Genomic DNA, 20,424 nt, shown 5'->3' with positions numbered 1-20,424 from the left:
ATGGCATTGGCATCGACCGCCGGCGGAGCCAGCCGCGGCATGACACGAGAGGAGAAGAAGGTCATCTTCGCCTCCTCGCTGGGCGCGGTTTTCGAATGGTATGATTTCTATCTCTACGGAGCGTTGGCCGGCGCGATCGGCTTGACCTTCTTCAACTCGTTTCCCGAAAGCACCCGCTACATCTTCACGCTGCTGGTCTTCGCTGCCGGCTTCATCGTGCGCCCGTTCGGCGCGCTGGTGTTCGGCCGCATCGGCGATCTCGTCGGCCGCAAATACACATTCCTTGTCACCATCATGATCATGGGTCTGTCGACTTTCCTTGTCGGCCTGCTTCCGGGCTCAGAGACACTGGGCATTCTGGCGCCGATCCTGTTGATCGCGCTTCGCATGCTGCAGGGCCTGGCGCTTGGCGGCGAGTACGGCGGCGCCGCGACCTATGTCGCGGAACATGCGCCGGACGACCGTCGCGGCTTCTACACCTCATGGATCCAGACGACGGCGACGCTCGGCCTTTTCCTGTCGCTGATTGTCATCCTGCTGGTGCAGAATTCCGTAAGCAAGGACGCCTTCAACGCCTGGGGATGGCGCATTCCGTTCCTGGTCTCGGCTATCCTGCTCGGCATTTCGGTCTGGATCCGGCTGTCGCTTTCGGAATCGCCGACCTTCCTGCGCATGAAGGAAGAGGGCAAGAGTTCCAAGGCGCCGCTGTCGGAAGCCTTCGGCCAGTGGAAAAACGCCAAGATCGCCATCCTGGCGCTGTTCGGCCTCACCGCCGGTCAGGCCGTGGTATGGTACAATGGCCAGTTCTATGCACTGTTCTTCCTGGCCAATGTGCTCAAGGTCGACGCGCAGTCGGTCAACATCATGATCGCCATTGCGCTGGCACTCGGCACGGGCTTCTTCGTCTTCTTCGGCTGGCTGTCCGACAAGATCGGCCGCAAGCCGATCATCATGGCCGGCCTTGCGCTGGCGGTCGTCACCACTTTCCCGCTGTTCAAGGCGTTGACCTGGGCCGCCAATCCGGCGCTCGCCACCGCGCAGCAGAACACGCGCGCCACGGTGACGGCGGCGCCGGGAGACTGCAACTTCCAGTTCAACCCGACCGGCACGCGCGTGCCGGTCAGTTCGTGCGATATCGCGACCGACTTCCTTGCCAAGAACTCGGTGCCTTACGACATCGTCTCGACGGCGGCGGCGGGGACCCCGGCGAGTGTCATGATTGGCAGCGAAACCGTGGCGTCTTATGATGCCAAGGCCGCGGGCGACAAGAAGGCTGCCAGCGACGCTGCCTTCAAGAAGGGTATCAACCTCGCGCTTCAGGGTGGCGGCTATCCGCTGAAACGTGCTGCCGCCAAGGTTGCCGACCAGAAGCTCGACGCCTTTGTCGCGGCCAATCCTGAACTGAAGCTCGATGCGGCGGCCATCCGCGCCGGCGAGAAGACCGCAGTCCCGACCGAACAGGCGATCAAGGACAAGGTGCTGACCAAGGATGAGGCCGCGGGCGCCACCGAGGTGACCGTTTACAGCGTTCCGGCAGCGGGCGCGTTCGCGATGTTTGCCGACCCCGCACAGGTCAACTGGGCCAAGGTCATCGGCATCCTGTTCATCCTGGTCCTCTACGTGACCATGGTCTACGGGCCGATCGCGGCGATCCTGGTCGAGATGTTCCCGACACGCATCCGCTACAGCGGCATGTCACTGCCCTATCACATCGGCAATGGTTGGTTCGGCGGCCTGCTGCCCGCGATCGTGTTCGCGTTCAGCGCCTACAAGGGCGATATCTACTATGGCCTTTGGTATCCGGTGGTGATCGCGGCGGTGACGCTGATCATCGGCATGATCTTCGTCAGGGATACGCTCGGCACCGACCTGCATACCAAGCAGTAGCCGACGGCCCTGTATCAAACAAAAAACCCGGCGCGAGCGATCGCGCCGGGTTTTTGCTTTGTGGGCCTGTTCGATCTATCAGCGCGGAAGACGCCTAGCTCTTGCGAGGCTGTTCGGCCTCCGCAATGGCGGCCTCATGATACCAGGCCTCGCCATGGTCGAGCGGGTGATCGCGCAGCGAAGCAAGCTCTGCCGCAAACTTGGCCTTTACGCCTAAATTTGAGGCAGATGCACGCGATGCCGCCGGGAACATCAGGATTTTGGCCGACGGACGGGCTGAGGTGATTTCCATGGTCGGTCTCCTTTCTTCTGGAGAGGCTCTTCGATTCATCTTTCCATCAAGGTAGGTCCTGCAATCCTTTTAGGCAAGATGCCTAAAGAAAGATCGGCATTTGCCTGTTATTTAAGCAAATTCTGCCTTTGATCGATCCGGGCGCATTGCTTAGGCGGCTTGCCTTCGTCACCGGCATGAAAGGGCATTTTTGCCGCACCCTGACCAACTGAAGTGGCACACGATTTGCATTTTATTGGCTTGGCAGCTGGGCTGCTGGATGGCTCGGCGCGCCGGCGTCATCCAGGTTCGGTGATCAAGCAACGAGAGGCTCTAGAATGACGAAATACAAGCTCGAGTATATCTGGCTCGATGGTTACACGCCGGTCCCCAATCTTCGCGGCAAGACCCAGGTCAAGGAGTTCGCCGAGTTCCCGACGCTCGAGCAACTGCCGCTGTGGGGCTTCGACGGTTCCTCGACGCAGCAGGCCGAAGGCCATAGCTCCGATTGCGTGCTGAAGCCGGTTGCCGTGTTCCCCGATCCGGCCCGCACCAATGGCGTGCTGGTGATGTGCGAAGTGATGATGCCAGATGGCGTGACGCCGCATGTGTCCAACAAGCGCGCCACCATCCTCGACGACGAGGGCGCCTGGTTCGGCTTCGAGCAGGAGTATTTCTTCTACAAGGACGGCCGTCCGCTCGGCTTCCCCGAGAGCGGCTATCCGGCGCCGCAGGGTCCGTACTACACCGGCGTCGGCTATTCGAATGTCGGCCCGCTCGCGCGCCAGATCGTCGAGGAGCATCTCGACCTCTGCCTCGCAGCAGGCATCAACCATGAAGGCATCAACGCCGAAGTGGCCAAGGGCCAGTGGGAATTCCAGATTTTCGGCAAAGGCTCCAAGAAGGCCGCCGACCAGATGTGGATGGCCCGCTATCTCTTGCAGCGCCTGACCGAAAAATACGAGATCGACATCGAGTATCACTGCAAGCCGCTCGGCGACACCGACTGGAACGGCTCGGGCATGCACGCTAACTTCTCGACCGCCTATATGCGCGAAGTCGGCGGCAAGGCCTATTTCGAAGCGCTGATGGCTCAATTCGACAAGAACCTGATGGACCACATCGCCGTCTACGGCCCGGACAACGACAAGCGCCTGACCGGCAAGCATGAGACCGCGCCGTGGAACCGCTTCAGCTACGGCATCGCCGACCGCGGCGCCTCGATCCGCGTGCCGCATTCCTTCGTCAACAATGACTACAAGGGCTACCTGGAAGACCGCCGCCCGAATTCGCAAGGCGACCCTTACCAGATCGCTTCGCAGATCCTGAAGACCATCGCGGAGGTTGCGACCAGCGCGCAGGTTTCGGCGGCCGCCTAAGCATCTATAGCGGCGCAGGCTTCATAAGCCTGCGCCGTAGCCTGCTGCTAGCACGTCTACGGTCTGCTATTGGTCAAACAAAAACCCCGGCGTCTGAACTGACGCCGGGGTTTTTCCTTGTCGCTGAGGCTTATCGTTCAGACCGAATAGTACATGTCGTATTCGACCGGATGCGGGGTCATTTCGAAGCGCATCACTTCGGCCATCTTGAGCTCGATGTAGGAGTCGATCTGGTCGTCGTCGAAGACGCCGCCGGCTTTCAGGAAGCCGCGGTCCTTGTCCAAGCTTTGCAGCGCTTCGCGCAGCGAACCGCAGACGGTCGGGATCTTCTTCAGTTCCTTCGGCGGCAGGTCGTAGAGATCCTTGTCCATCGGCTGTCCCGGGTGGATCTTGTTCTTGATGCCGTCGAGGCCGGCCATGAGCATGGCGGCGAAAGCGAGGTAGGGGTTCGCGCCCGGATCGGGGAAACGGACCTCGACGCGCTTGGCTTTCGGCGACGAGCCGAACGGAATGCGGCAGGAGGCCGAACGGTTGCGCGCGGAGTAGGCGAGCAGAACCGGGGCTTCATAGCCAGGCACAAGGCGCTTGTAGGAGTTGGTCAGCGGGTTGGTGAAGGCGTTGATCGCCTTCGCGTGCTTGATGATGCCGCCGATGTAGAACAGGCACGACTCCGACAGGCCGGCATATTCATTGCCGGCGAAGGTCGGCTTGCCGTCCTTCCAGATCGACTGGTGGACGTGCATGCCCGAGCCGTTGTCGCCGAAAATCGGCTTCGGCATGAAGGTGGCCGTCTTGCCATAGGCGTTGGCGACCTGGTGCACGACATATTTGTAGATCAGCATCTTGTCGGCGTTGCGGACCAGCGTGTCGAACTTGATGCCGAGCTCGTGCTGGGCAGCGGCAACCTCGTGATGGTGCTTTTCGACGCGCACGCCCATTTCGGCGAGCACGGTCAGCATTTCGGAGCGCATGTCCTGCGCGCTGTCGATCGGCGGCACAGGGAAGTAGCCGCCCTTGACGCGCGGGCGGTGGCCGAGATTGCCGGTCTCGTAGTCGGTGTCGTCGTTGGACGGCAGTTCGGTCGAGTCCAGCTTGAAGCCGGTGTTGTAGGGATCGGCCTTGTACTTGACGTCGTCGAAGACGAAGAACTCGGCTTCGGGGCCGACATAGATGGTGTCGCCGATGCCTTCGGCCTTCATGTAGGCCTCGGCCTTCTTTGCAGTGCCGCGCGGATCGCGGTTATAGGATTCGCCGGAGACCGGATCGAGAATGTCGCACAGGATGACCATGGTCGACTGGGCGAAGAACGGATCCATGTGGACGGTGTCCGCATCGGGCATCAGCACCATGTCGGACTCGTTGATCGCCTTCCAGCCGGCGATCGAGGAGCCGTCGAACATGACGCCGTCGGCGAACATGTCTTCCTCGACCTCGATGACATCCATCGTCACGTGCTGCAGCTTGCCCTTCGGATCGGTGAAGCGCAGGTCGACGAATTTCACGTCGTTGTCCTTGATCTGCTTCATGATGTCTTTGGCTGTCGTCATGTCGTTTCTTCCCTGTGTGATGACGTTTCGAGGAGACGTTAATCTGAAATCAGAAAGCTCAGACGGCGTCCATCCCCGTTTCGCCGGTACGGATGCGAACGACCTCCTCGATGTTGGAGACGAAGATCTTGCCGTCGCCGATGCGGCCGGTCTGCGCCGCCTTGCGGATGGCTTCGATGGCGCCTTCAACGGCGTCGTCGCCCAGCACGACTTCGATCTTCACCTTGGGCAGGAAGTCGACGACATATTCGGCGCCGCGATAGAGTTCGGTATGGCCTTTCTGGCGGCCAAAGCCCTTGGCCTCGGTCACGGTGATGCCTTGCAGACCGGCCTCCTGAAGCGCTTCCTTCACTTCGTCTAGCTTGAACGGCTTGATGATCGCTTCGATCTTTTTCATGTAAAAAGTGGCCTCCACTGCCAAAAAAACGGGTTGTGCGCCCCGCTTGCGCCTCCATCAAGCACGAACTGTGCCAATTTCAGCCCACGCGAAGCGGTTTCGCGCAATTCCAATGCCGCGCCGCGCCGGGATGCACATTCGCGTCATCCTCTGCTTCGGCTGCGGCAAAGCTGCCCGAAGCCTACACATTGCCGCTTCGGGCGTCTGCACGATAATTAGGCAGATTGCGCATTTTGCAGGCCCGCGCGGATCCGTGGCACCAGTCTGCGAAAGGATTGGCCGCACGCCAACGCAGCACCTGGCCGTTTGCTTCGAATCCGAAACTGGACAATGCTCGATAGGGACAAAGGGGTCGGCCTTGAACGAAATGCGGATCGGCAATCCATGAGCAATGAAGTCCTGTCGCCGGCCGAGATGGGCGAGGCCGACCGGCTGGCGATCGCGGCCGGTCCGCTCGACGGCTATGGCCTGATGCAGCGCGCCGGCGAAGCGGTCGCTGCTGTGGTCCTGGCACGCTATCCCGCAGCAAGCCGCGTGCACGTGCTGTGCGGCCCCGGCAATAATGGTGGCGACGGCTATGTTGTAGCGCGGTTGCTGGCCGAGGCTGGTGTGAATGTGGCGCTCTGGGCCGAAGGCAAGCAGAAGCCCGGGAGTGATGCGGCGCGAGCTTCCGAGGCCTGCAATCTGCCGGTCGAGCACATCGGACACTGCTACCCGGAACCGGGTGAAGTCGTCGTGGACGCGCTCTATGGTGCGGGATTGTCGAAGAAGATATCCCTGCATGCCTCTGCCGTCTCAGGATTGGCCGCGGCGGAGCGCGTGCCTGTGGTGTCAATCGATCTGCCTTCTGGTGTGTCGGGCGAGACCGGCTTGAGCAACGCTTATTTCAAGGCCGACGTGACGGTGACGTTCGTGCGGAAAAAGCCCGGCCATCTGCTGATGCCGGGGCGCAGCCTCTGCGGCGAGATCATCATCGCCGATATCGGCATTCCGGATGCGATCGTCGATGAGTTCAAGATCAAGACGTTCGAGAACACGCCTGATTTCTGGCTATACAGTTTTCCGAAAACGGCGGTCGATACACATAAGTATAAGCGCGGCCACGTCAGCGTCTTTTCCGGCGGGCCGAGCGCGACAGGTGCGGCGCGGCTGTCGGCGATGGCTGCAGCCAGAGCCGGGGCAGGGGCGGTGACCGTGCTCTCGCCTGAAAATGCCATGCAGGTAAACGCCGCGCATCTGACATCGATCATGCTGCGCGAGGCCGGTTCGATGGAGGAAGTGCAGGAATTTTTGTCGGCGAGGCACCCCGAAGTACTTGTGTTCGGACCAGGGCTCGGGCCGAAACCCAAAGTGGGGGATTTCGCGTTGCAATTGATCGCGACGGTCGCTGACCTAAACCGCACGTCGACGAGTTCATTCGGAATTCAGCGCCCTGCCATTGTCTTGGATGCTGACGCCATCACGTCATTGGCGCATCAGCCTCAGGCCCTGTTCGACGCCGCGCTGCTCCCGTGGGCGCCGGTATTGGTGCTGACGCCGCATGAAGGCGAATTCGCCAGACTTTTTCCCGACATCGCGAAGGACAAGAAGCAGTCGAAACTCGCCAAGGCGCGCGCAGCCGCTGAACGAGCCAACGCCATCATGGTCTACAAGGGCGCCGACACCGTCATCGCGGCGCCGGACGGCCGCGCGGTGATCAACGCCAATGGTGCACCATGGCTCGCCACCGCCGGTTCCGGCGACGTGCTGGCGGGCATTGTCGCCGCGCTGCTGGCGCAGGGCATGCAGGCATTCGAGGCCGCCTGCGCAGCGGTCTGGATCCATGCCGAGGCCGGCAGCCGCTTCGGACCGGGTCTGATCGCCGAGGATCTGCCGCTGGCGCTGGTGCCGGTGCTGCGTGAACTTGTCGAGGCACGGCAGAAGGTGCCGATCGGATGAAGCGTTTCGCGCTCGCCATTGCAGCCATCATCGCGCTGTTCGCCTCGCATGGCGTGCGCGCTGAGCAGCCGGTGACCATCGTCGACGATCCGGCGGTGCTCGCCGCCCTCGATGCCAAGGGGTTTGGCTTCGCCGGCATTTTCGCCGTCGACGGCGCGGACGATCTGAAGACGCTCTACAGTGAGGTGCCGGCCTATCGTGCTGTTGTCGACATGGTGGCGGCCGATATTGCCACGCTGCGGGCCGAGATAAAGGCCGGCGGGCGCACGCTCTACGAGGTGACCGACGGCAATGTCGGCCGCATCATGGATATGCGCTGGCTGAAGACCGAGGCCGCGCGCTTCCGCCTGGTCGGCGTCGTCAACCGGCTGGACCGGCGTGACTTCACCGCGCTGCAAGGCGACAAGAGCTGTGGCGAGGTGCGCTTCATCTATCGCCTGGCCTACAGTTTCCGCAAGAACGGCAAGGTTTTGGCATCGCGGCTGCCATTCAATTTCAACGCCGTCTACAGCGTGGCGCCGGATGCCGATGGCGGCTGCGTCGGCGTTGCCGGGCGCTGGACACCGCAGATCGACGAAAACGTCGATGCCGGCTGGCTGGCCGGCGGTTCGCTGGCACCGGAGGAACTGACGTTCAAGCAGCTTGAACTCAATGCGCAGGTGGTGCGTTTTCCCTCGGGACAGGAGACCGAATTCGGCGGGCAGGCGGCCTATCTGATGCGGATCTTCGGCATCGATGGCGCTGCCATCAGCGAGAAGCCGCTGGAGAATACGCCTGACGTTGCGCGGCTCTCGGATGATGCCGCACTGAAGAAAGGGCTCGCCGACTACGTCAGCGCCAATGTCGCGGCCGTCGATCTCGGCGTCTACGAAATCCCCGACGAATTCCTGGCCAAGAAAATCATCTCGTGGTCGACCTTCGGCAGCGCGAGACGGGCCAACCATCCGTTCACGCCGCTGTTCCAGCCAGCGGATTTCGCCGGCCTGGACTATGCGGCGCTAAAGCTGGTGCGGACACCGGAGGCGCTGGTCGAGCGGCTGGACAATGGCGCCTGCCAGGGCTGCCACCAGGCGGGCTCGACGGCCGGCTTTCACTTCATCGGCCTCGACGACAAAACGACGTCGCCTCTCAACCGGATCGAGGTCGGCATCTCGCCGCATCTCCATGCCGAGATTCCGCGACGTGAGGCCTGGCTGCGCGCGACGGAAGAAGGCAAGGAGCCGAACCGCTACCGGCCGCTGTCCTTCGCGCCGCCGGCGACATGGACCGATGCCGGCGATGTCGATTACGCCCCGGCCGAGATGGCGATGCCGTGCCTGATGCCGGATGATGCAAAACGCTTCGGCGCGACCTGGCAATGCGGTGGCGGCACCGTCTGCACGCCGCTCGCGACGGCTTCAGGCGTGCATACCGCGTTGGCGCAATGTCTGTTGCCCACGGACAGTCCAAAGATGTTTTCGGGCCATCCCTGCCTGACCGGGTCGATCGCCAGCAACCCGTCTCAGCCGTTCAACGACCGCTACAAGATCACCGGCCAGTTCGCGGCTTTTGCGCCGACCTTTTCGCGGACCGCCTACACCTGCCGGCCACCGAAAATCGGCGTACCGGCAGGCATCGCTTATCGCGCCTGCGACGACAAGGACCGCAGCTTCGCCGCATTCAAGACGGGCAAGCCGATGCCATCGGAAATTTGCGGCATGGTCGGCGGCAAGAAATTCGACACCTGCGTCGCCACCAACAATTTCGACCAGTGCCTCGGCGGCGCGGTCAACCGCGGCAACCGTCCAGCCTGCTCGGCTGATCATTTCTGCCGCGAGGACTATATGTGCCAGTCGCTGCCGCCGGACACGCCGGGTGCTGCCAAGGTGAAAGGCATCGGCTACTGCTCGCCGACCTATTTCATCTTCCAGATGCGCATCGACAATCACGCGACGCCCTGGGCGAGCGCGACCAGCGCCCCCAGGAATGCGGGGTTCGGGGCGGCGGAAGAGGAGTGAGCCTGCGAGTTGGGCGACCACCAGTTCAGCGCTGGAGATAGTCTTCCATCCGCGCAGTCCATTTGGTGTCGAATTCCGAAATGTGGCGCTGTGCTACGCTCGAGTTCAGCAGCGTCGAGAGCGCGGTCACGGCGATCGGGTCCAGGTCGGGCGGCTCCGTATATCCAAGCGCCGCCAGCCGTTGAGCCCATGATGGATGGGTGGACTTTGCGTCATCCGGGCTTGCCCACGCCTTGCGGGCGCAAACATCGAGGCAAATGGGTTCTCGCAGCTGGCCGGCAGCTTCCAGCATGCGCTCGAGCGGCGGTCGCGGCGGACGCAAAGCACCTCGCAATTCATGCTGCAAAGGGTCATAGACCGTCTCCGTGAAATGCACGTCTGCCGTGGCAAGAAGCAACAGCGCGCGTGCGGCGTGCTCGGCGTCGCCGGAGGATGCCGCGTGTCGATCTGCCTTGATCTCCGCTTCGCGCGAAAGCCGGATTTCTTCCCGCTCGAACGATTGCGACAGCCAGCCGATAGCGGCGTGGAGCAGGCTGCCTGTGATCGTGGTTCCGGGCGGGGCATACTCGAAGACAAATCCGAAACCGTTTTCGAACTCAGCGAGATTGAGGCTGCCATTGGTATCCTTGTTGCGCACATGCGCGTCCTCATGGGCAAGGATCGCGGCAAGCGCTCTTTCATCGGTCACTGCGAGGAGAGGGATGCCAATGGTTAGAAACAGCCGATTGCCGAGAAGGCCGAGAAGCGTGCGCTCTTCGCGCACGCTGGCGTTCAGGTTGCCCTCTAGTATGACAACCGTGCGCGCAGCACGGCGCGGTCCGGCGACGCTCCGCCACAGCGCCCACAGGCCGGGCGCTTCTGCTTCACTGACGCCTTTGATCTTGCTGCGTCGGAAGCCCGCAAACAATGTGCCGAACAGAAATGCCAAGGCCGTGGTGGCGATCGGCATGACGACGAAGCCGCTGGCGATAAACCAGATTGGATGGTTGTCGAGCAGGGACATCCAGACGCAGAAGATGATGAGAGCGGGAACAACGAAAAACAGGACCGTGAACCTGCCAAACCGCCGACCGGCGCTGATGATCAGTCGCGACATTGGATGTTTACAACGGGATGTTGTCGTGCTTCTTCCAAGGGTTCTGCATGTCCTTGTTGCGCAGCATGCGCAGTGCCCGGGCAATGCGGCGGCGGGTCGAATGCGGCATGATCACCTCGTCGACATAGCCGCGTTCGGCGGCGACGAAGGGCGACAGGAAACGGTCCTCGTAAGCCTTTGTGTGAGCTGCGATCTTTTCGGCGTCGCCAATATCCTTGCGGTAGATGATCTCGACCGCGCCTCTCGCCCCCATCACCGCGATCTGCGCCGTCGGCCAGGCATAGTTCATATCGCCGCGCAGATGTTTTGAGGCCATCACGTCATAGGCGCCGCCATAGGCTTTGCGGGTGATGACCGTGATTTTCGGCACGGTCGCCTCGGCGTAGGCAAACAGGAGTTTCGCGCCATGCTTGATCAGGCCGCCATATTCCTGCGCGGTGCCGGGCAGGAAGCCGGGGACGTCGACGAAGGTGACGATGGGAATGGAAAAACAGTCGCAGAAGCGCACGAAGCGCGCCGCTTTGCGGCTTGCGTCGGAATCGAGCACGCCGGCCAGCACCATCGGCTGGTTGGCGACGAAGCCGACGGTGCGGCCTTCGACGCGGCCGAAACCGGTGACGATGTTCTTGGCAAAGTTCTGCTGGATCTCGAAGAAATCGCCTTCATCGGCAACTTTGAGGATCAGCTCCTTGATGTCGTAAGGCTTGTTGGCGTTCTCTGGGATCAGCCGGTCGAGCGACAGATCATGGTCGGTGACCGACTGGTAGCACTCGATCTCAGGAAGCTCCGACGTATTTGACGCGGGCAAAAGGTCTACCAGCCGGCGCATCTGCAACAGCGCCTCGACGTCATTGTCGTAGGCGCCATCGGCGATCGAGGATTTCGTCGTGTGGACGGACGCGCCGCCAAGGCTCTCGGCCGTCACCGTCTCGTTGGTGACCGTTTTGACCACATCCGGCCCGGTGACGAACATGTAAGAGGTGTCGCGCACCATGAAGATGAAGTCGGTCATCGCAGGCGAATAGACGTCGCCGCCGGCGCACGGGCCCATGATCACGGAAATCTGAGGAATGACGCCGGATGCGAGCACGTTGCGCTGAAAGATCTCGGCATAGCCGCCTAGCGCCGCCACGCCTTCCTGGATGCGGGCGCCGCCGGCGTCGTAGATGCCGATGATCGGCGCGCGATTACGCAGCGCCATCTCCTGCACCTTGATGACCTTTTCGGCGTGCGCCTCCGACAGCGAGCCGCCGAAGACGGTAAAGTCCTTGGCGAAGAGATAGACCGGACGGCCATTGACGGTGCCCCAGCCGGTGACGACACCATCGCCGGCGATCTTGGTTTTCTCCATGCCGAAGTCGGTCGAGCGATGCTCGACATACATGTCGAACTCCTCGAACGAGCCTTCGTCGAGAAAGACCTCGATACGTTCGCGCGCCGTCAGCTTGCCCTTCTTGTGCTGGGCGTCGATGCGGGCCTGGCCGCCACCCATGCGGGCGATCTCGCGGCGGCGCTCGAGTTCCTTCAGCACGTCCTTCATCGCTCGGTCTCCAGAAATGGCAGCTGCATTTGTGGTAATGATGCCTGCAGGCGTGTGCAAGCGCCGCTTTCGGCCTCGATTATTGCGCTGCAACATGTGGCCCCTTGCATTCCGGAGCGAACTCAGCCATATGCAGCCCATAGGCGCTTGGGCCGGAGATTCCGGCCTTCTCGACAAATGAGACTGGTTGCGTCTGTTTTCCCTCTTTCCGGTATATCGGCCTCTCTTTCCGATACATCACGAAGTGGCGAAAGAGCCCCGTGGCATGACGCCTGCGGGCACGACAGCGTAGCCGAGTGGACGTTACCGTCCGCCCGCCTTGTCGTTTCATATCAAATTTTTCGACGGCAGGTTGCGCCCTGCCGCCATCGATGTTTGCGGCCAAGACCGCGTGAAAGAAGACTATTTTGACCAACGAAAACACCTCAGCCGGTAACGCAATCTCGACCGGCACCACTGCGGACCTTACCGGTTTCGCAGCTCTTGGGATCACCGGCGCGCTGCTCAAGGCGACGCATGGCGCCGGCTTCACCGAGCCGAAGCCGATCCAGACGCAGGCGATCCCGCCGCAGATGGAAGGCCGTGATATCTTCGGCATCGCCCAGACCGGCTCCGGCAAGACCGCGGCCTTCGCGCTGCCGATCCTGTCGAAGATCATCGCGCTCGGCACCAAGCGCCGGGCCAAGACCACCCGTGCGCTGATCCTGGCGCCGACGCGCGAACTCGCCGTCCAGATCGAGGACACCATCAAGATCCTCGCCAAGGGCGCGCATGTCTCAACCGCTCTCGTGCTTGGCGGCGTCTCGCGCTTCAGCCAGGTGAAGAAGGTTGCGCCCGGCGTCGACATCCTGATCGCCACGCCCGGCCGCCTGACCGACCTGGTGCGCGAGGGCGACCTCATCCTTTCCGACACCAAATGGCTGGTGCTCGACGAGGGCGACCGCATGCTCGACATGGGCTTCATCAACGACGTCAAGCGGATCGCCAAGGCGACCGCGCCCGACCGTCAGACGGTGCTGTTCTCGGCCACCATGCCCAATGAAATCGCCGAACTGGCGAAGGGCCTGTTGAAGAACCCGATCCGCGTCGAAGTCGCGCCGCAGAGCACCGCTGCTGCCGAAATCGTGCAGGGCGTTGTCTTTGCCCGCACCAAGCAGAAGCGCCAGGTGCTGTCGACGATGCTCGCCGACGAAGCGATGAAGTCCGTCATCATCTTTTCGCGCACCAAACATGGCGCCGACCGGGTGACCAAGGACCTCGAACGCGACGGCTTCAAGGCCGCCGTCATCCACGGCAACAAGTCGCAGAACGCCCGCCAGAAGGCGCTCAACGATTTCCGCGAGGGCTCGGTGCGCATTCTTGTGGCGACCGACATCGCGGCGCGCGGCATTGACGTTCCCGGCATCAGCCATGTGGTGAATTTCGACCTGCCGGATGAGGCCGAAAGCTATGTCCACCGCATCGGCCGTACCGGCCGTAACGGCATGGACGGCATCGCCATCACGCTTTGCGATCCTTCCGAAAACAGCAAGCTGCGTCAGGTCGAGCGCATCATCCGCAGCAAGCTGCCGATCGTTGCCGACCATCTCGGCAGCCCGGATCCGGTGCGCAATCCGGCCGAAAAGAACGAGCGCTTCGAGCCCGCCAATGATCGCAACGACCGCAATGGCCGTCGCGACGGCAGGCGGCCCGGTGGCCAGAACAACGGCTTCGCCAAGAAGCGTTTTGGTGACAAGCCGGCCTTTGCGGGTGCAAGCGAGCGCAAGCCGGAAGGCGCCAAGGCCTTCAAGGGCAACAACAAGCGCCGCTTCGGCGGCAAGCGGCCCGCGGCGCGGGCTGCCTGATCAGACGAACCGGTCAGGCTCGTCGAGCCTGGCTTGATTGCTGACGATTGAATATGAGGACGGCCGGGGCAATGCTTCGGCCGTCCTTTTTCGTTTAGGGCTGCCCGGTAGTTGCCTGAACCCACACGACGATCCGCTGCGCCAGGAATGCCGTGGTCGAGGGCGACAGCGCGTCGCCGGCAATGACGTGGTTGTCGGGATCGCCATTGTCGTCGACGGGCACCAGTTCATGCGGTGCGCCCCAGCGGCCGGCGATTTCGCGGGTGCGATCCTGGCGCACCACCTTGTCGGAATCCGAGAAGATGAACAGCGCCGGTATGGTTGCCTTCTCCACAGGCGCTGCGTAGGCAAGGTTGGTCAGCGCCGCCATCGGTAGCACGGCTGCCATTGGATATGTGTGCGTCCAGAGTTTCTCGTGCAGCGCGTTGCGGGTCGGAAAGCTGCGCTCCTTGCCGCCGACGAACTCGGCGATCTGCCTGCCCCAGGGCATGGTCAGCAGCTCGGCGCCTGCAGCCCTGACGCCGAAATTCGGCGAGATGAATGCGATTGCAGCGACGCCGTCCGATGCGCCAGGCTCAGTCGCCGCCCATGCCGCCAGCGATCCACCGGTCGAGGTGCCGATGACGATCACCTTGTCGCCGATGGCCCGGCCGATGGCGAGCGCCTCCTCATAGTCGTTGATCCAGGCATTGACGCTGCCTTGCGCCATAGCAGCGCCGTCCTGACCATGACCGGTGAGGCGGGTGTAGAAAAGGTTGGCGTCGAGTTGGTCGGCGACCTCGTCGGCCAGCGGGCGAACCTCGCCCTTCGATGCCGAAAAGCCATGGATATAGACAATCGCCAATGGCGTCTTGGCGTGAACCATCGGATCGGCCCAGATGATTTCTTTCTCGAGCGCGTCGCGGACGTTGGGCACGGTAGCCTCTTCACGCGCGATATACGCTTGCGGATCGTCGCCGATCACCTTGGGGTCGAAGCTGATTGTTGTGTCGACGGGAACGCGCGGACCAAGCAGGAGGGCCAGGACAAGGATGATGACGACGCCCAGCACCGCAAGCACGATCCGTCGCCCCATCTCAGACACCACAACAATTCTAAAGCCTATGGCGGCCGGTGCAGTCAGGCAACAGCCGGGCTGTGGACAGCTATTCGTTCGGCGGCTTGCGGTCGAAATTCAGCGGCCGCCCTGTCCAGCGGGTCGCCGTGCTGATGAACCACCGGCAGACTGGCCTTGGCAGCAGTGCCAGCAGCTTCAGCCCCCAGCTCAGCCGGTGAGGGAAGGTAACCTCAAAGCCGCCATGCTCGATGCCGCGCAGCATGCGGCGCGAGGCGCGGTTGACCGGCATCAGTCCCGGCATTGGCAGCATGTTCTTTTCGGTCAGCGGCGTGTCGATGAAGCCCGGATTCATCACCTGGATCCGGACATTCATCTTGTCGAAATCGTATTTCAGCGACTCGGCCAGGATGTTGATCGCCGCCTTCGAGCCGCCATAGGCCGCCGTGGTCGGCCAGCCGAAATAGGCGGTAACCGATCCGACAAGCACGATATGGCCGCGCGCACGGATGCGCATGCGCTCCATGAGCGGGACGAGGCCATTGATGATACCGAAATAGTTGACCTCGAAGGTCTGGCGAAAGTCGCGGACCCTGAGGTCTTCGCCGGGCGTGGCGATGTAGTTGCCGGCGTTAAAGACGGCGAGCACGATCGGCCCGAGCTCCTTTTCAATCGCCGCCACCGTGCTTGCCATGCGCGGCTCATCGGTGACGTCGCAAGGATAGGCGGCGACACGTCCCGGCATCTGCGCCGTCTCGACGATGAGCGCGTCGAGTGGGTCGCCGTCGAGTGCGGTGACCGCGACGACAAAGCCCTTTGACGCGAGGTCTTTGGCCAGCGCACGGCCGATGCCGCTGCTGCCGCCGGTTATCCAGGCGACGCCGTGCTTCGGGTTGGCCCGGTAAAGTGTCATTCTGCGCCCTGCCGATCTGTCATTAGTGCTCTAGCGGTGAAAAAATCGAATGAAAAGAGCGCTTTTCCGTACTGGCCGAAATGATAGTCATCGCGCTTTGTGCGGCCGCGGGAGATTGCAGTGCCCGAAATGCGACTGGACCAGGCGAATTCTTGCCTTGAAACGCACGCTTCGGGTTTCTAGGGTCTCGCCGCAGCTACATAAGGAATCCCGGATGCCCCGTTCTGTGATCGAAGCGATCGGCAACACGCCCCTGATCCGCCTCAACAAGGCCTCGGAGCAGACCGGCTGCGAGATCCTGGGCAAGGCCGAGTTCATGAACCCCGGCCAGTCGGTCAAGGATCGCGCAGGCCTGTTCATCATCCGCGACGCCGAACAGCGCGGGCTGTTGAAGCCGGGCGGGGTCATCGTCGAAGGCACGGCCGGCAATACCGGCATCGGCCTGACGCTGGTTGCCAAGGCGCTGGGCTATCGCACAGTGATCGTCATTCCCGACACCCAGAGCCAGGAAAAGAAGGACACGATCAAGCTGCTTGGCGCCGAGCTGATCGAAGTGCCGGCGGTGCCTTACAAGAACCCCAACAACTACGTGAAACTGTCGGGGCGGCTAGCCGAGCAGATGGCGAGGTCGGAGCCGAACGGCGCGATCTGGGCCAACCAGTTCGACAACGTTGCCAATCGCGACGGCCATATCCGCACCACGGCGGAAGAAATCTGGACGCAGACCGGCGGCAAGGTCGACGGTTTCGTCTCGGCGGTGGGTTCGGGCGGAACGCTGGCCGGCGTCGCCTTCGGGCTGAAGGCCAGGAGCAGCAACGTCAAGATCGCGCTCGCCGATCCGCTAGGTGCGGCGCTCTATTCCTTCTACACGAGTGGCGAATTGAAGTCCGACGGCAGCTCGATCACCGAAGGGATAGGGCAGGGGCGCATCACGGCAAATCTCGATGGGTTCACGCCGGACTTCTCGTTCCAGGTGCCGGACGAGGAAGCGCTGCCGATCGTCTTCGACCTGATCCAGGAAGAAGGCCTGTGCGTCGGCGGTTCGACCGGCATCAACATTGCCGGCGCGATACGGCTGGCGCGCGAGCTTGGCCCCGGCCACACCATCGTGACCATCCTTGCCGACTATGGCACGCGCTACCAGTCGAAGCTGTTCAACCCGGAATTCCTGCGCGAGAAGAACCTGCCGGTGCCGGGCTGGATGGATGAGCGCAGCACAATTCCGGTGCCGTATGAGAAGGTCGCCTGATGGCGCACAGAACAGAAGCGCTGTTTCGCGACGACGCCTATCTCAGAGCGGCTGACGCCACTGTTGTCGCCATCAACGAGCGCGGCGGCATCATTCTCGACCGGACCATCTTCTATGCCACATCGGGCGGCCAGCCTGGCGATACCGGAACATTAGAGCGCGCCGACGGCAGCCGCATCGCCATTGCCGCAACCATCACCGGCGAGACCAAGGACGAGATCATCCATGTGCCGGCGCCGGAGCAGCCGGCACCCGAGGTCGGTGAGCGGGTGAAACTCGCCATCGACTGGGAGCGGCGGCATCTCCTGATGCGCATGCACGCAGCTTGCCATTTGCTCACCGTCGTCTGTCCGTTTCCGATTACCGGTGCTGCGGTTTCCGAAGATGACAGCCGCGTCGACTTCGACGCTCCCGATGCCGGCTTCACCAGGGAAGACGTCACCGCCGGGCTGATGGAACTGGTGCGAGCCGATCATCCGATCTTCATCAGGCTGATCACCGACGAGGAACTGGCAGCCAATCCTGGCCTGGTGAAATCCAAGAATGTCCGGCCGCCCGCCGGCACCGGCAAGATCCGCCTGGTCTGCATCGGCGACAACGCTTCGATCGACAGCCAGCCCTGCGGCGGCACCCATGTCAAAAGCACCGGCGAAGTCGGTGAAATCCATATCGGCAAGATCGAGAAGAAGGGCCGCGAAAACCGGCGTTTTCGCATTCGCTTCGGACCGCCGCCGGTAGCTTGAACGAACCATGATCCCGAAAAGTGGAAGCTGGTTTTCGGGGAAGATCATGGTCAACAGGAAGCAATGCTTCGCCAAGGCGGAGCAGGAGAAGAACAATGGCCGATGACAGCCCTTTCACCGTCGATGCGGACTGGTTGCAGAGCCGTCTTGGCGAGCCCGGCCTGACGATCGTCGATGCATCCTGGTATCTGCCGGCGCAGAAGCGCGATGCGCGCGCCGAGTATGAGGCTGCGCATATTCCGGGTGCGCGATTCTTCGATCATGATGCGGCCTCCGATCCTGATGCCAAGCTGCCGCACACGCTGCCCTCGCCACAGCATTTCGCGCAATATGTAGGCGCCATGGGAATTTCGGCCGACGACACCATTGTCGTCTATGACGGTCCGGGTTTCTTCTCGGCGCCGCGCGCCTGGTGGATGTTCCGCGTCATGGGCGTGTTCCAGGTCTATGTGCTCGACGGCGGCTTCGACCGCTGGAAGGCGGCGGGCCGGCCGGTGACAGCGGAGCCGACCAAGATCGCGCCGAATGTGTTTCATGCCGATTTCGATGCCGCTCGCGTCGCCCGCCTTGCCGACATGCGCCGCATCGTCGAGACTGGCGAGAGCCAGATTGCGGACGCCCGAGGCGCGGGCCGCTTCACCGGCGCCGAGCCAGAGCCCCGCGCGGGTGTTCGCTCCGGCCACATGCCCGGCGCGCACAATTTGCCTTATTCGGCGCTGTCACAGGATGGCGCGCTGTTGTCGAAGGACCAGTTGCGCAAGGCCGTTGAGGATGCCGGTATCGATCTGTCGAAACCGGTCGTCACCTCTTGCGGTTCCGGCATCACGGCGGCTGTCGTCACTCTGGCGCTGGAGACGCTCGGCTACACCGACAACCGGCTCTATGACGGCTCATGGACGGAATGGGGCGGGCTGGCAGACACGCCCGTGGTGAGGGGCAAGGAATGATGGCGATGGAAAATGGCGCGCTGGACGACATCGAGGTTACGGTCACGTTTCTGGAAATGCATGTGCCGCCGGCCTATTCGCCGCCGTTGCCCTACAACAGGCAGATCGCGCTGCTCAGGACCAAGGACATTCCGCTGCATTTCTACCGCTATCTCATGGATCGGGTCGGACGCAAATGGCACTGGGTCAATGTGCTGAGGCTGGACGATGACGAGCTTGCCGCCGGCATCCACCGCGAGGACCGCGACATCAGGGTGCTTTATCTCGACGGCGCGCCGGCCGGGTTCTTCGACCTCAAGCCGCATTTGCCAGAGGAAGTCGAACTCGCTTATTTCGGCATGATGGAACATGCGACCGGGCAAGGCATCGGCCGTTGGTTCCTCGGTGCGGCGATTGCCGCAGCATGGTCGTATGGGCCGAAACGGGTAACGGTGCAGACCTGCACGCTCGACCATCCGGCTGCCTTGCCGCTCTACCAGAAGCTCGGTTTTGCGCCGGTGGCGCAAAAGAAGGAGACCGTGCACCCGCTGTCGTTCGCCGAGCGCTCGGCCAGCGTCATGCGGCCGTGACTTTCTCCGACTGAAGGCCGAACCGACCGTTGATGGCGAGAAATTCCTGCTCGTGCGGACCCAGGACGAGAACTGGCGCAGGCGCCGGGTGACGCTGCGCCGCTTCGACGATTTCATCCGCTGAGCCGGCGCGGGACCTGCCCAATGCCGAAGCAGTCCGGCCTGAGACTGGCCGGGCTGCTGACAGTTGACAGGAATCGGGTGGGAAGTACCTCGGCGGGGGCATAATTTCCGGTCAACCACACCGGAGATTTAGCCATGACCGTCCAGTTCAAAGCCTTGCCGACAGAAGATGTGAGAGCGCTGCAGCGCGGCGGGGCGGACGCCTATGGCCAAACGCCGGAGCGGAAGGTTTCCGATGGCGACGGCGTGCCGTGCCGGCATTGCCTGAGAAACGTCACCGAAGGCGATTACTATCTGATCCTGGCCTACCGGCCGTTTCCGGCGTTGCAGCCTTACGCCGAGACAGGACCGATCTTCCTGCATGCGCAGGAATGCGAACGCGCAGCCGAGACGGAAGCGCTTCCAGAGATGCTTGACAGCAGCGACTATATCGTGCGCGGCTATGGTGCGGATGACCGCATCGTCTATGGCAGCGGCGGCGTCATTCCGGCTGGCGGCATTGCGGCGCGGGCAGAGACGCTGTTTGAGCGCGCTGACATCGCCTATGTCCAGGTCCGCTCGGCGCGCAACAATTGTTATCAGTGCCGCATCGAGCGTTTCTGACAAAAAGATGCCCGCCGGTGGTCTGGCGGGCAGTTGGGAACCGTGTGACGGCTCGATCCGTCAAGTTGGCAGCTCTGTCTGCGCATGCTTTTCGAATGGCGGATGTGAAGCACTTCACACAGCATCGCGATTGTCGCCGGCATGGCGACTCACGCCGATGCCGGTTGGGACTTGTCGTACTCCCGTCGCATTCTCGCGCTAAAAACCAGCGTCGATGGATTGCCGACCGCGGATGAACCGGCGGGGATCTCGACGACCGAGGAAGCGGGGCTTTGGCTCCGCTTTTTTGTTGTCCGCCAGCCTGTTCAATTCCGACGTCAGGAATTT

Annotated in this window: 17 protein-coding genes and 1 pseudogene; 11 read left to right on the top strand and 7 right to left on the bottom strand. The window is 62.3% G+C overall.

Going from position 1 to position 20,424, the window contains the following annotated elements:
* A complete protein-coding gene (locus tag X756_RS146120) occupies positions 1 to 1,887 on the top strand; it encodes an MFS transporter (RefSeq protein WP_023682590.1) in 1,887 nt (628 codons plus the stop codon).
* A 94-nt stretch (positions 1,888 to 1,981) separates the two neighbouring features.
* Here X756_RS146120 and X756_RS146125 read toward each other — a convergent pair whose 3' ends face one another.
* Entirely contained in the window at positions 1,982 to 2,179 is a 198-nt protein-coding gene (locus tag X756_RS146125) for a DUF2735 domain-containing protein (protein WP_023730665.1), read from the bottom strand.
* 317 nt (positions 2,180 to 2,496) lie between these two features.
* On the opposite strand from X756_RS146125, the gene X756_RS146130 reads away from it, so the two are divergent.
* The gene (locus X756_RS146130; protein ID WP_023730664.1) at positions 2,497 to 3,537 is read left to right on the top strand and encodes a glutamine synthetase beta-grasp domain-containing protein; all 1,041 of its coding nucleotides are present in this window, start codon (positions 2,497 to 2,499) and stop codon (positions 3,535 to 3,537) included.
* Between the two features lie 137 nt (positions 3,538 to 3,674).
* Here the strand turns inward: X756_RS146130 and glnA are convergent, their stop codons facing one another.
* Positions 3,675 to 5,084 (bottom strand): type I glutamate--ammonia ligase, encoded by a 1,410-nt coding sequence (gene glnA, locus X756_RS146135; protein ID WP_023730663.1) that lies wholly within the window; start codon positions 5,082 to 5,084, stop codon positions 3,675 to 3,677.
* Between the two features lie 58 nt (positions 5,085 to 5,142).
* A complete protein-coding gene (locus X756_RS146140; protein ID WP_006205430.1) occupies positions 5,143 to 5,481 on the bottom strand; it encodes a P-II family nitrogen regulator in 339 nt (112 codons plus the stop codon).
* Positions 5,482 to 5,865: 384 nt separating this feature from the next.
* Here X756_RS146140 and X756_RS146145 point away from each other — a divergent pair, with 384 nt between their 5' ends.
* Both X756_RS146145 and X756_RS146150 read left to right on the top strand, forming a co-directional pair.
* Positions 5,866 to 7,419 (top strand): bifunctional ADP-dependent NAD(P)H-hydrate dehydratase/NAD(P)H-hydrate epimerase, encoded by a 1,554-nt coding sequence (locus X756_RS146145; protein WP_023691258.1) that lies wholly within the window; start codon positions 5,866 to 5,868, stop codon positions 7,417 to 7,419.
* Positions 7,416 to 9,416 carry a hypothetical protein gene (locus X756_RS146150; protein ID WP_023730662.1) on the top strand — a complete coding sequence of 667 codons (2,001 nt, stop codon included), beginning with the start codon at positions 7,416 to 7,418 and terminating at the stop codon, positions 9,414 to 9,416. Before X756_RS146145 ends, X756_RS146150 begins: the two co-directional genes overlap by 4 nt.
* A gap of 25 nt (positions 9,417 to 9,441) precedes the next feature.
* Here X756_RS146150 and X756_RS146155 read toward each other — a convergent pair whose 3' ends face one another.
* Complete coding sequence (locus X756_RS146155; RefSeq protein ID WP_196814072.1) at positions 9,442 to 10,365, bottom strand: M48 family metallopeptidase; 924 nt, start codon at positions 10,363 to 10,365, stop codon at positions 9,442 to 9,444.
* Between the two features lie 154 nt (positions 10,366 to 10,519).
* Positions 10,520 to 12,052, bottom strand: coding sequence for an acyl-CoA carboxylase subunit beta (locus tag X756_RS146160; protein ID WP_023730661.1), 1,533 nt, complete (start codon positions 12,050 to 12,052; stop codon positions 10,520 to 10,522).
* A 440-nt stretch (positions 12,053 to 12,492) separates the two neighbouring features.
* Between X756_RS146160 and X756_RS146165 the strand changes: the two genes are divergently transcribed.
* The gene (locus tag X756_RS146165) at positions 12,493 to 13,896 is read left to right on the top strand and encodes a DEAD/DEAH box helicase (RefSeq protein WP_286461048.1); all 1,404 of its coding nucleotides are present in this window, start codon (positions 12,493 to 12,495) and stop codon (positions 13,894 to 13,896) included.
* Between the two features lie 94 nt (positions 13,897 to 13,990).
* Here X756_RS146165 and X756_RS146170 read toward each other — a convergent pair whose 3' ends face one another.
* Both X756_RS146170 and X756_RS146175 read right to left on the bottom strand, forming a co-directional pair.
* Positions 13,991 to 14,971, bottom strand: a complete 981-nt coding sequence (locus X756_RS146170; RefSeq protein ID WP_023730660.1) for an alpha/beta fold hydrolase — start codon at positions 14,969 to 14,971, stop codon at positions 13,991 to 13,993.
* 70 nt (positions 14,972 to 15,041) lie between these two features.
* Complete coding sequence (locus X756_RS146175) at positions 15,042 to 15,863, bottom strand: SDR family oxidoreductase (RefSeq protein WP_023710548.1); 822 nt, start codon at positions 15,861 to 15,863, stop codon at positions 15,042 to 15,044.
* A 214-nt stretch (positions 15,864 to 16,077) separates the two neighbouring features.
* Between X756_RS146175 and X756_RS146180 the strand changes: the two genes are divergently transcribed.
* The 6 genes and pseudogenes from X756_RS146180 to X756_RS146200 all read left to right on the top strand — a co-directional run bounded on the left by X756_RS146180 (position 16,078) and on the right by X756_RS146200 (position 20,097).
* Complete coding sequence (locus X756_RS146180) at positions 16,078 to 17,112, top strand: cysteine synthase A (RefSeq protein ID WP_023672785.1); 1,035 nt, start codon at positions 16,078 to 16,080, stop codon at positions 17,110 to 17,112.
* Positions 17,112 to 17,855: an alanyl-tRNA editing protein gene (locus X756_RS146185; RefSeq protein WP_023730659.1), complete on the top strand. Its 744-nt coding sequence runs from the start codon at positions 17,112 to 17,114 to the stop codon at positions 17,853 to 17,855. The genes X756_RS146180 and X756_RS146185 overlap by 1 nt, the downstream gene beginning before the upstream one ends.
* Before the next feature lie 95 nt (positions 17,856 to 17,950).
* Positions 17,951 to 18,802 carry a 3-mercaptopyruvate sulfurtransferase gene (sseA, locus tag X756_RS146190; RefSeq protein WP_023730657.1) on the top strand — a complete coding sequence of 284 codons (852 nt, stop codon included), beginning with the start codon at positions 17,951 to 17,953 and terminating at the stop codon, positions 18,800 to 18,802.
* A gap of 5 nt (positions 18,803 to 18,807) precedes the next feature.
* Positions 18,808 to 19,371 (top strand): GNAT family N-acetyltransferase, encoded by a 564-nt coding sequence (locus X756_RS146195; protein WP_023682574.1) that lies wholly within the window; start codon positions 18,808 to 18,810, stop codon positions 19,369 to 19,371.
* A 25-nt stretch (positions 19,372 to 19,396) separates the two neighbouring features.
* Positions 19,397 to 19,495 (top strand): annotated as a pseudogene (locus X756_RS1000000170005) (OmpA family protein); the annotation flags it as partial.
* Positions 19,496 to 19,629: 134 nt separating this feature from the next.
* Positions 19,630 to 20,097, top strand: a complete 468-nt coding sequence (locus tag X756_RS146200) for a DUF1203 domain-containing protein (protein WP_023730656.1) — start codon at positions 19,630 to 19,632, stop codon at positions 20,095 to 20,097.
* The last annotated feature ends 327 nt before the right edge of the window (positions 20,098 to 20,424 follow it).

The sequence above is a fragment of the Mesorhizobium sp. LNJC405B00 genome, assembly GCF_000502615.1.
Lineage (GTDB): Bacteria > Pseudomonadota > Alphaproteobacteria > Rhizobiales > Rhizobiaceae > Mesorhizobium.
Note: the sequence above shows the minus strand (reverse complement) of the source record. Positions and strands in the feature narration are given on the sequence as shown.

What these genes read in the sequence shown, in the direction of transcription:
- X756_RS146195 (WP_023682574.1), top strand. Translation starts at nt 18,808, where the DNA reads ATGGAAAATGGCGCGCTGGACGACATCGAGGTTACGGTCACGTTTCTG.
- X756_RS146140 (WP_006205430.1), bottom strand. Translation starts at nt 5,481, where the DNA reads ATGAAAAAGATCGAAGCGATCATCAAGCCGTTCAAGCTAGACGAAGTG.
- X756_RS146145 (WP_023691258.1), top strand. Translation starts at nt 5,866, where the DNA reads ATGAGCAATGAAGTCCTGTCGCCGGCCGAGATGGGCGAGGCCGACCGG.
- sseA (WP_023730657.1), top strand. Translation starts at nt 17,951, where the DNA reads ATGGCCGATGACAGCCCTTTCACCGTCGATGCGGACTGGTTGCAGAGC.
- X756_RS146175 (WP_023710548.1), bottom strand. Translation starts at nt 15,863, where the DNA reads ATGACACTTTACCGGGCCAACCCGAAGCACGGCGTCGCCTGGATAACC.
- X756_RS146125 (WP_023730665.1), bottom strand. Translation starts at nt 2,179, where the DNA reads ATGGAAATCACCTCAGCCCGTCCGTCGGCCAAAATCCTGATGTTCCCG.
- X756_RS146170 (WP_023730660.1), bottom strand. Translation starts at nt 14,971, where the DNA reads ATGGGGCGACGGATCGTGCTTGCGGTGCTGGGCGTCGTCATCATCCTT.
- X756_RS146130 (WP_023730664.1), top strand. Translation starts at nt 2,497, where the DNA reads ATGACGAAATACAAGCTCGAGTATATCTGGCTCGATGGTTACACGCCG.
- X756_RS146155 (WP_196814072.1), bottom strand. Translation starts at nt 10,365, where the DNA reads ATGCCGATCGCCACCACGGCCTTGGCATTTCTGTTCGGCACATTGTTT.
- glnA (WP_023730663.1), bottom strand. Translation starts at nt 5,084, where the DNA reads ATGACGACAGCCAAAGACATCATGAAGCAGATCAAGGACAACGACGTG.
- X756_RS146185 (WP_023730659.1), top strand. Translation starts at nt 17,112, where the DNA reads ATGGCGCACAGAACAGAAGCGCTGTTTCGCGACGACGCCTATCTCAGA.
- X756_RS146200 (WP_023730656.1), top strand. Translation starts at nt 19,630, where the DNA reads ATGACCGTCCAGTTCAAAGCCTTGCCGACAGAAGATGTGAGAGCGCTG.
- X756_RS146150 (WP_023730662.1), top strand. Translation starts at nt 7,416, where the DNA reads ATGAAGCGTTTCGCGCTCGCCATTGCAGCCATCATCGCGCTGTTCGCC.
- X756_RS146120 (WP_023682590.1), top strand. Translation starts at nt 1, where the DNA reads ATGGCATTGGCATCGACCGCCGGCGGAGCCAGCCGCGGCATGACACGA.
- X756_RS146180 (WP_023672785.1), top strand. Translation starts at nt 16,078, where the DNA reads ATGCCCCGTTCTGTGATCGAAGCGATCGGCAACACGCCCCTGATCCGC.
- X756_RS146160 (WP_023730661.1), bottom strand. Translation starts at nt 12,052, where the DNA reads ATGAAGGACGTGCTGAAGGAACTCGAGCGCCGCCGCGAGATCGCCCGC.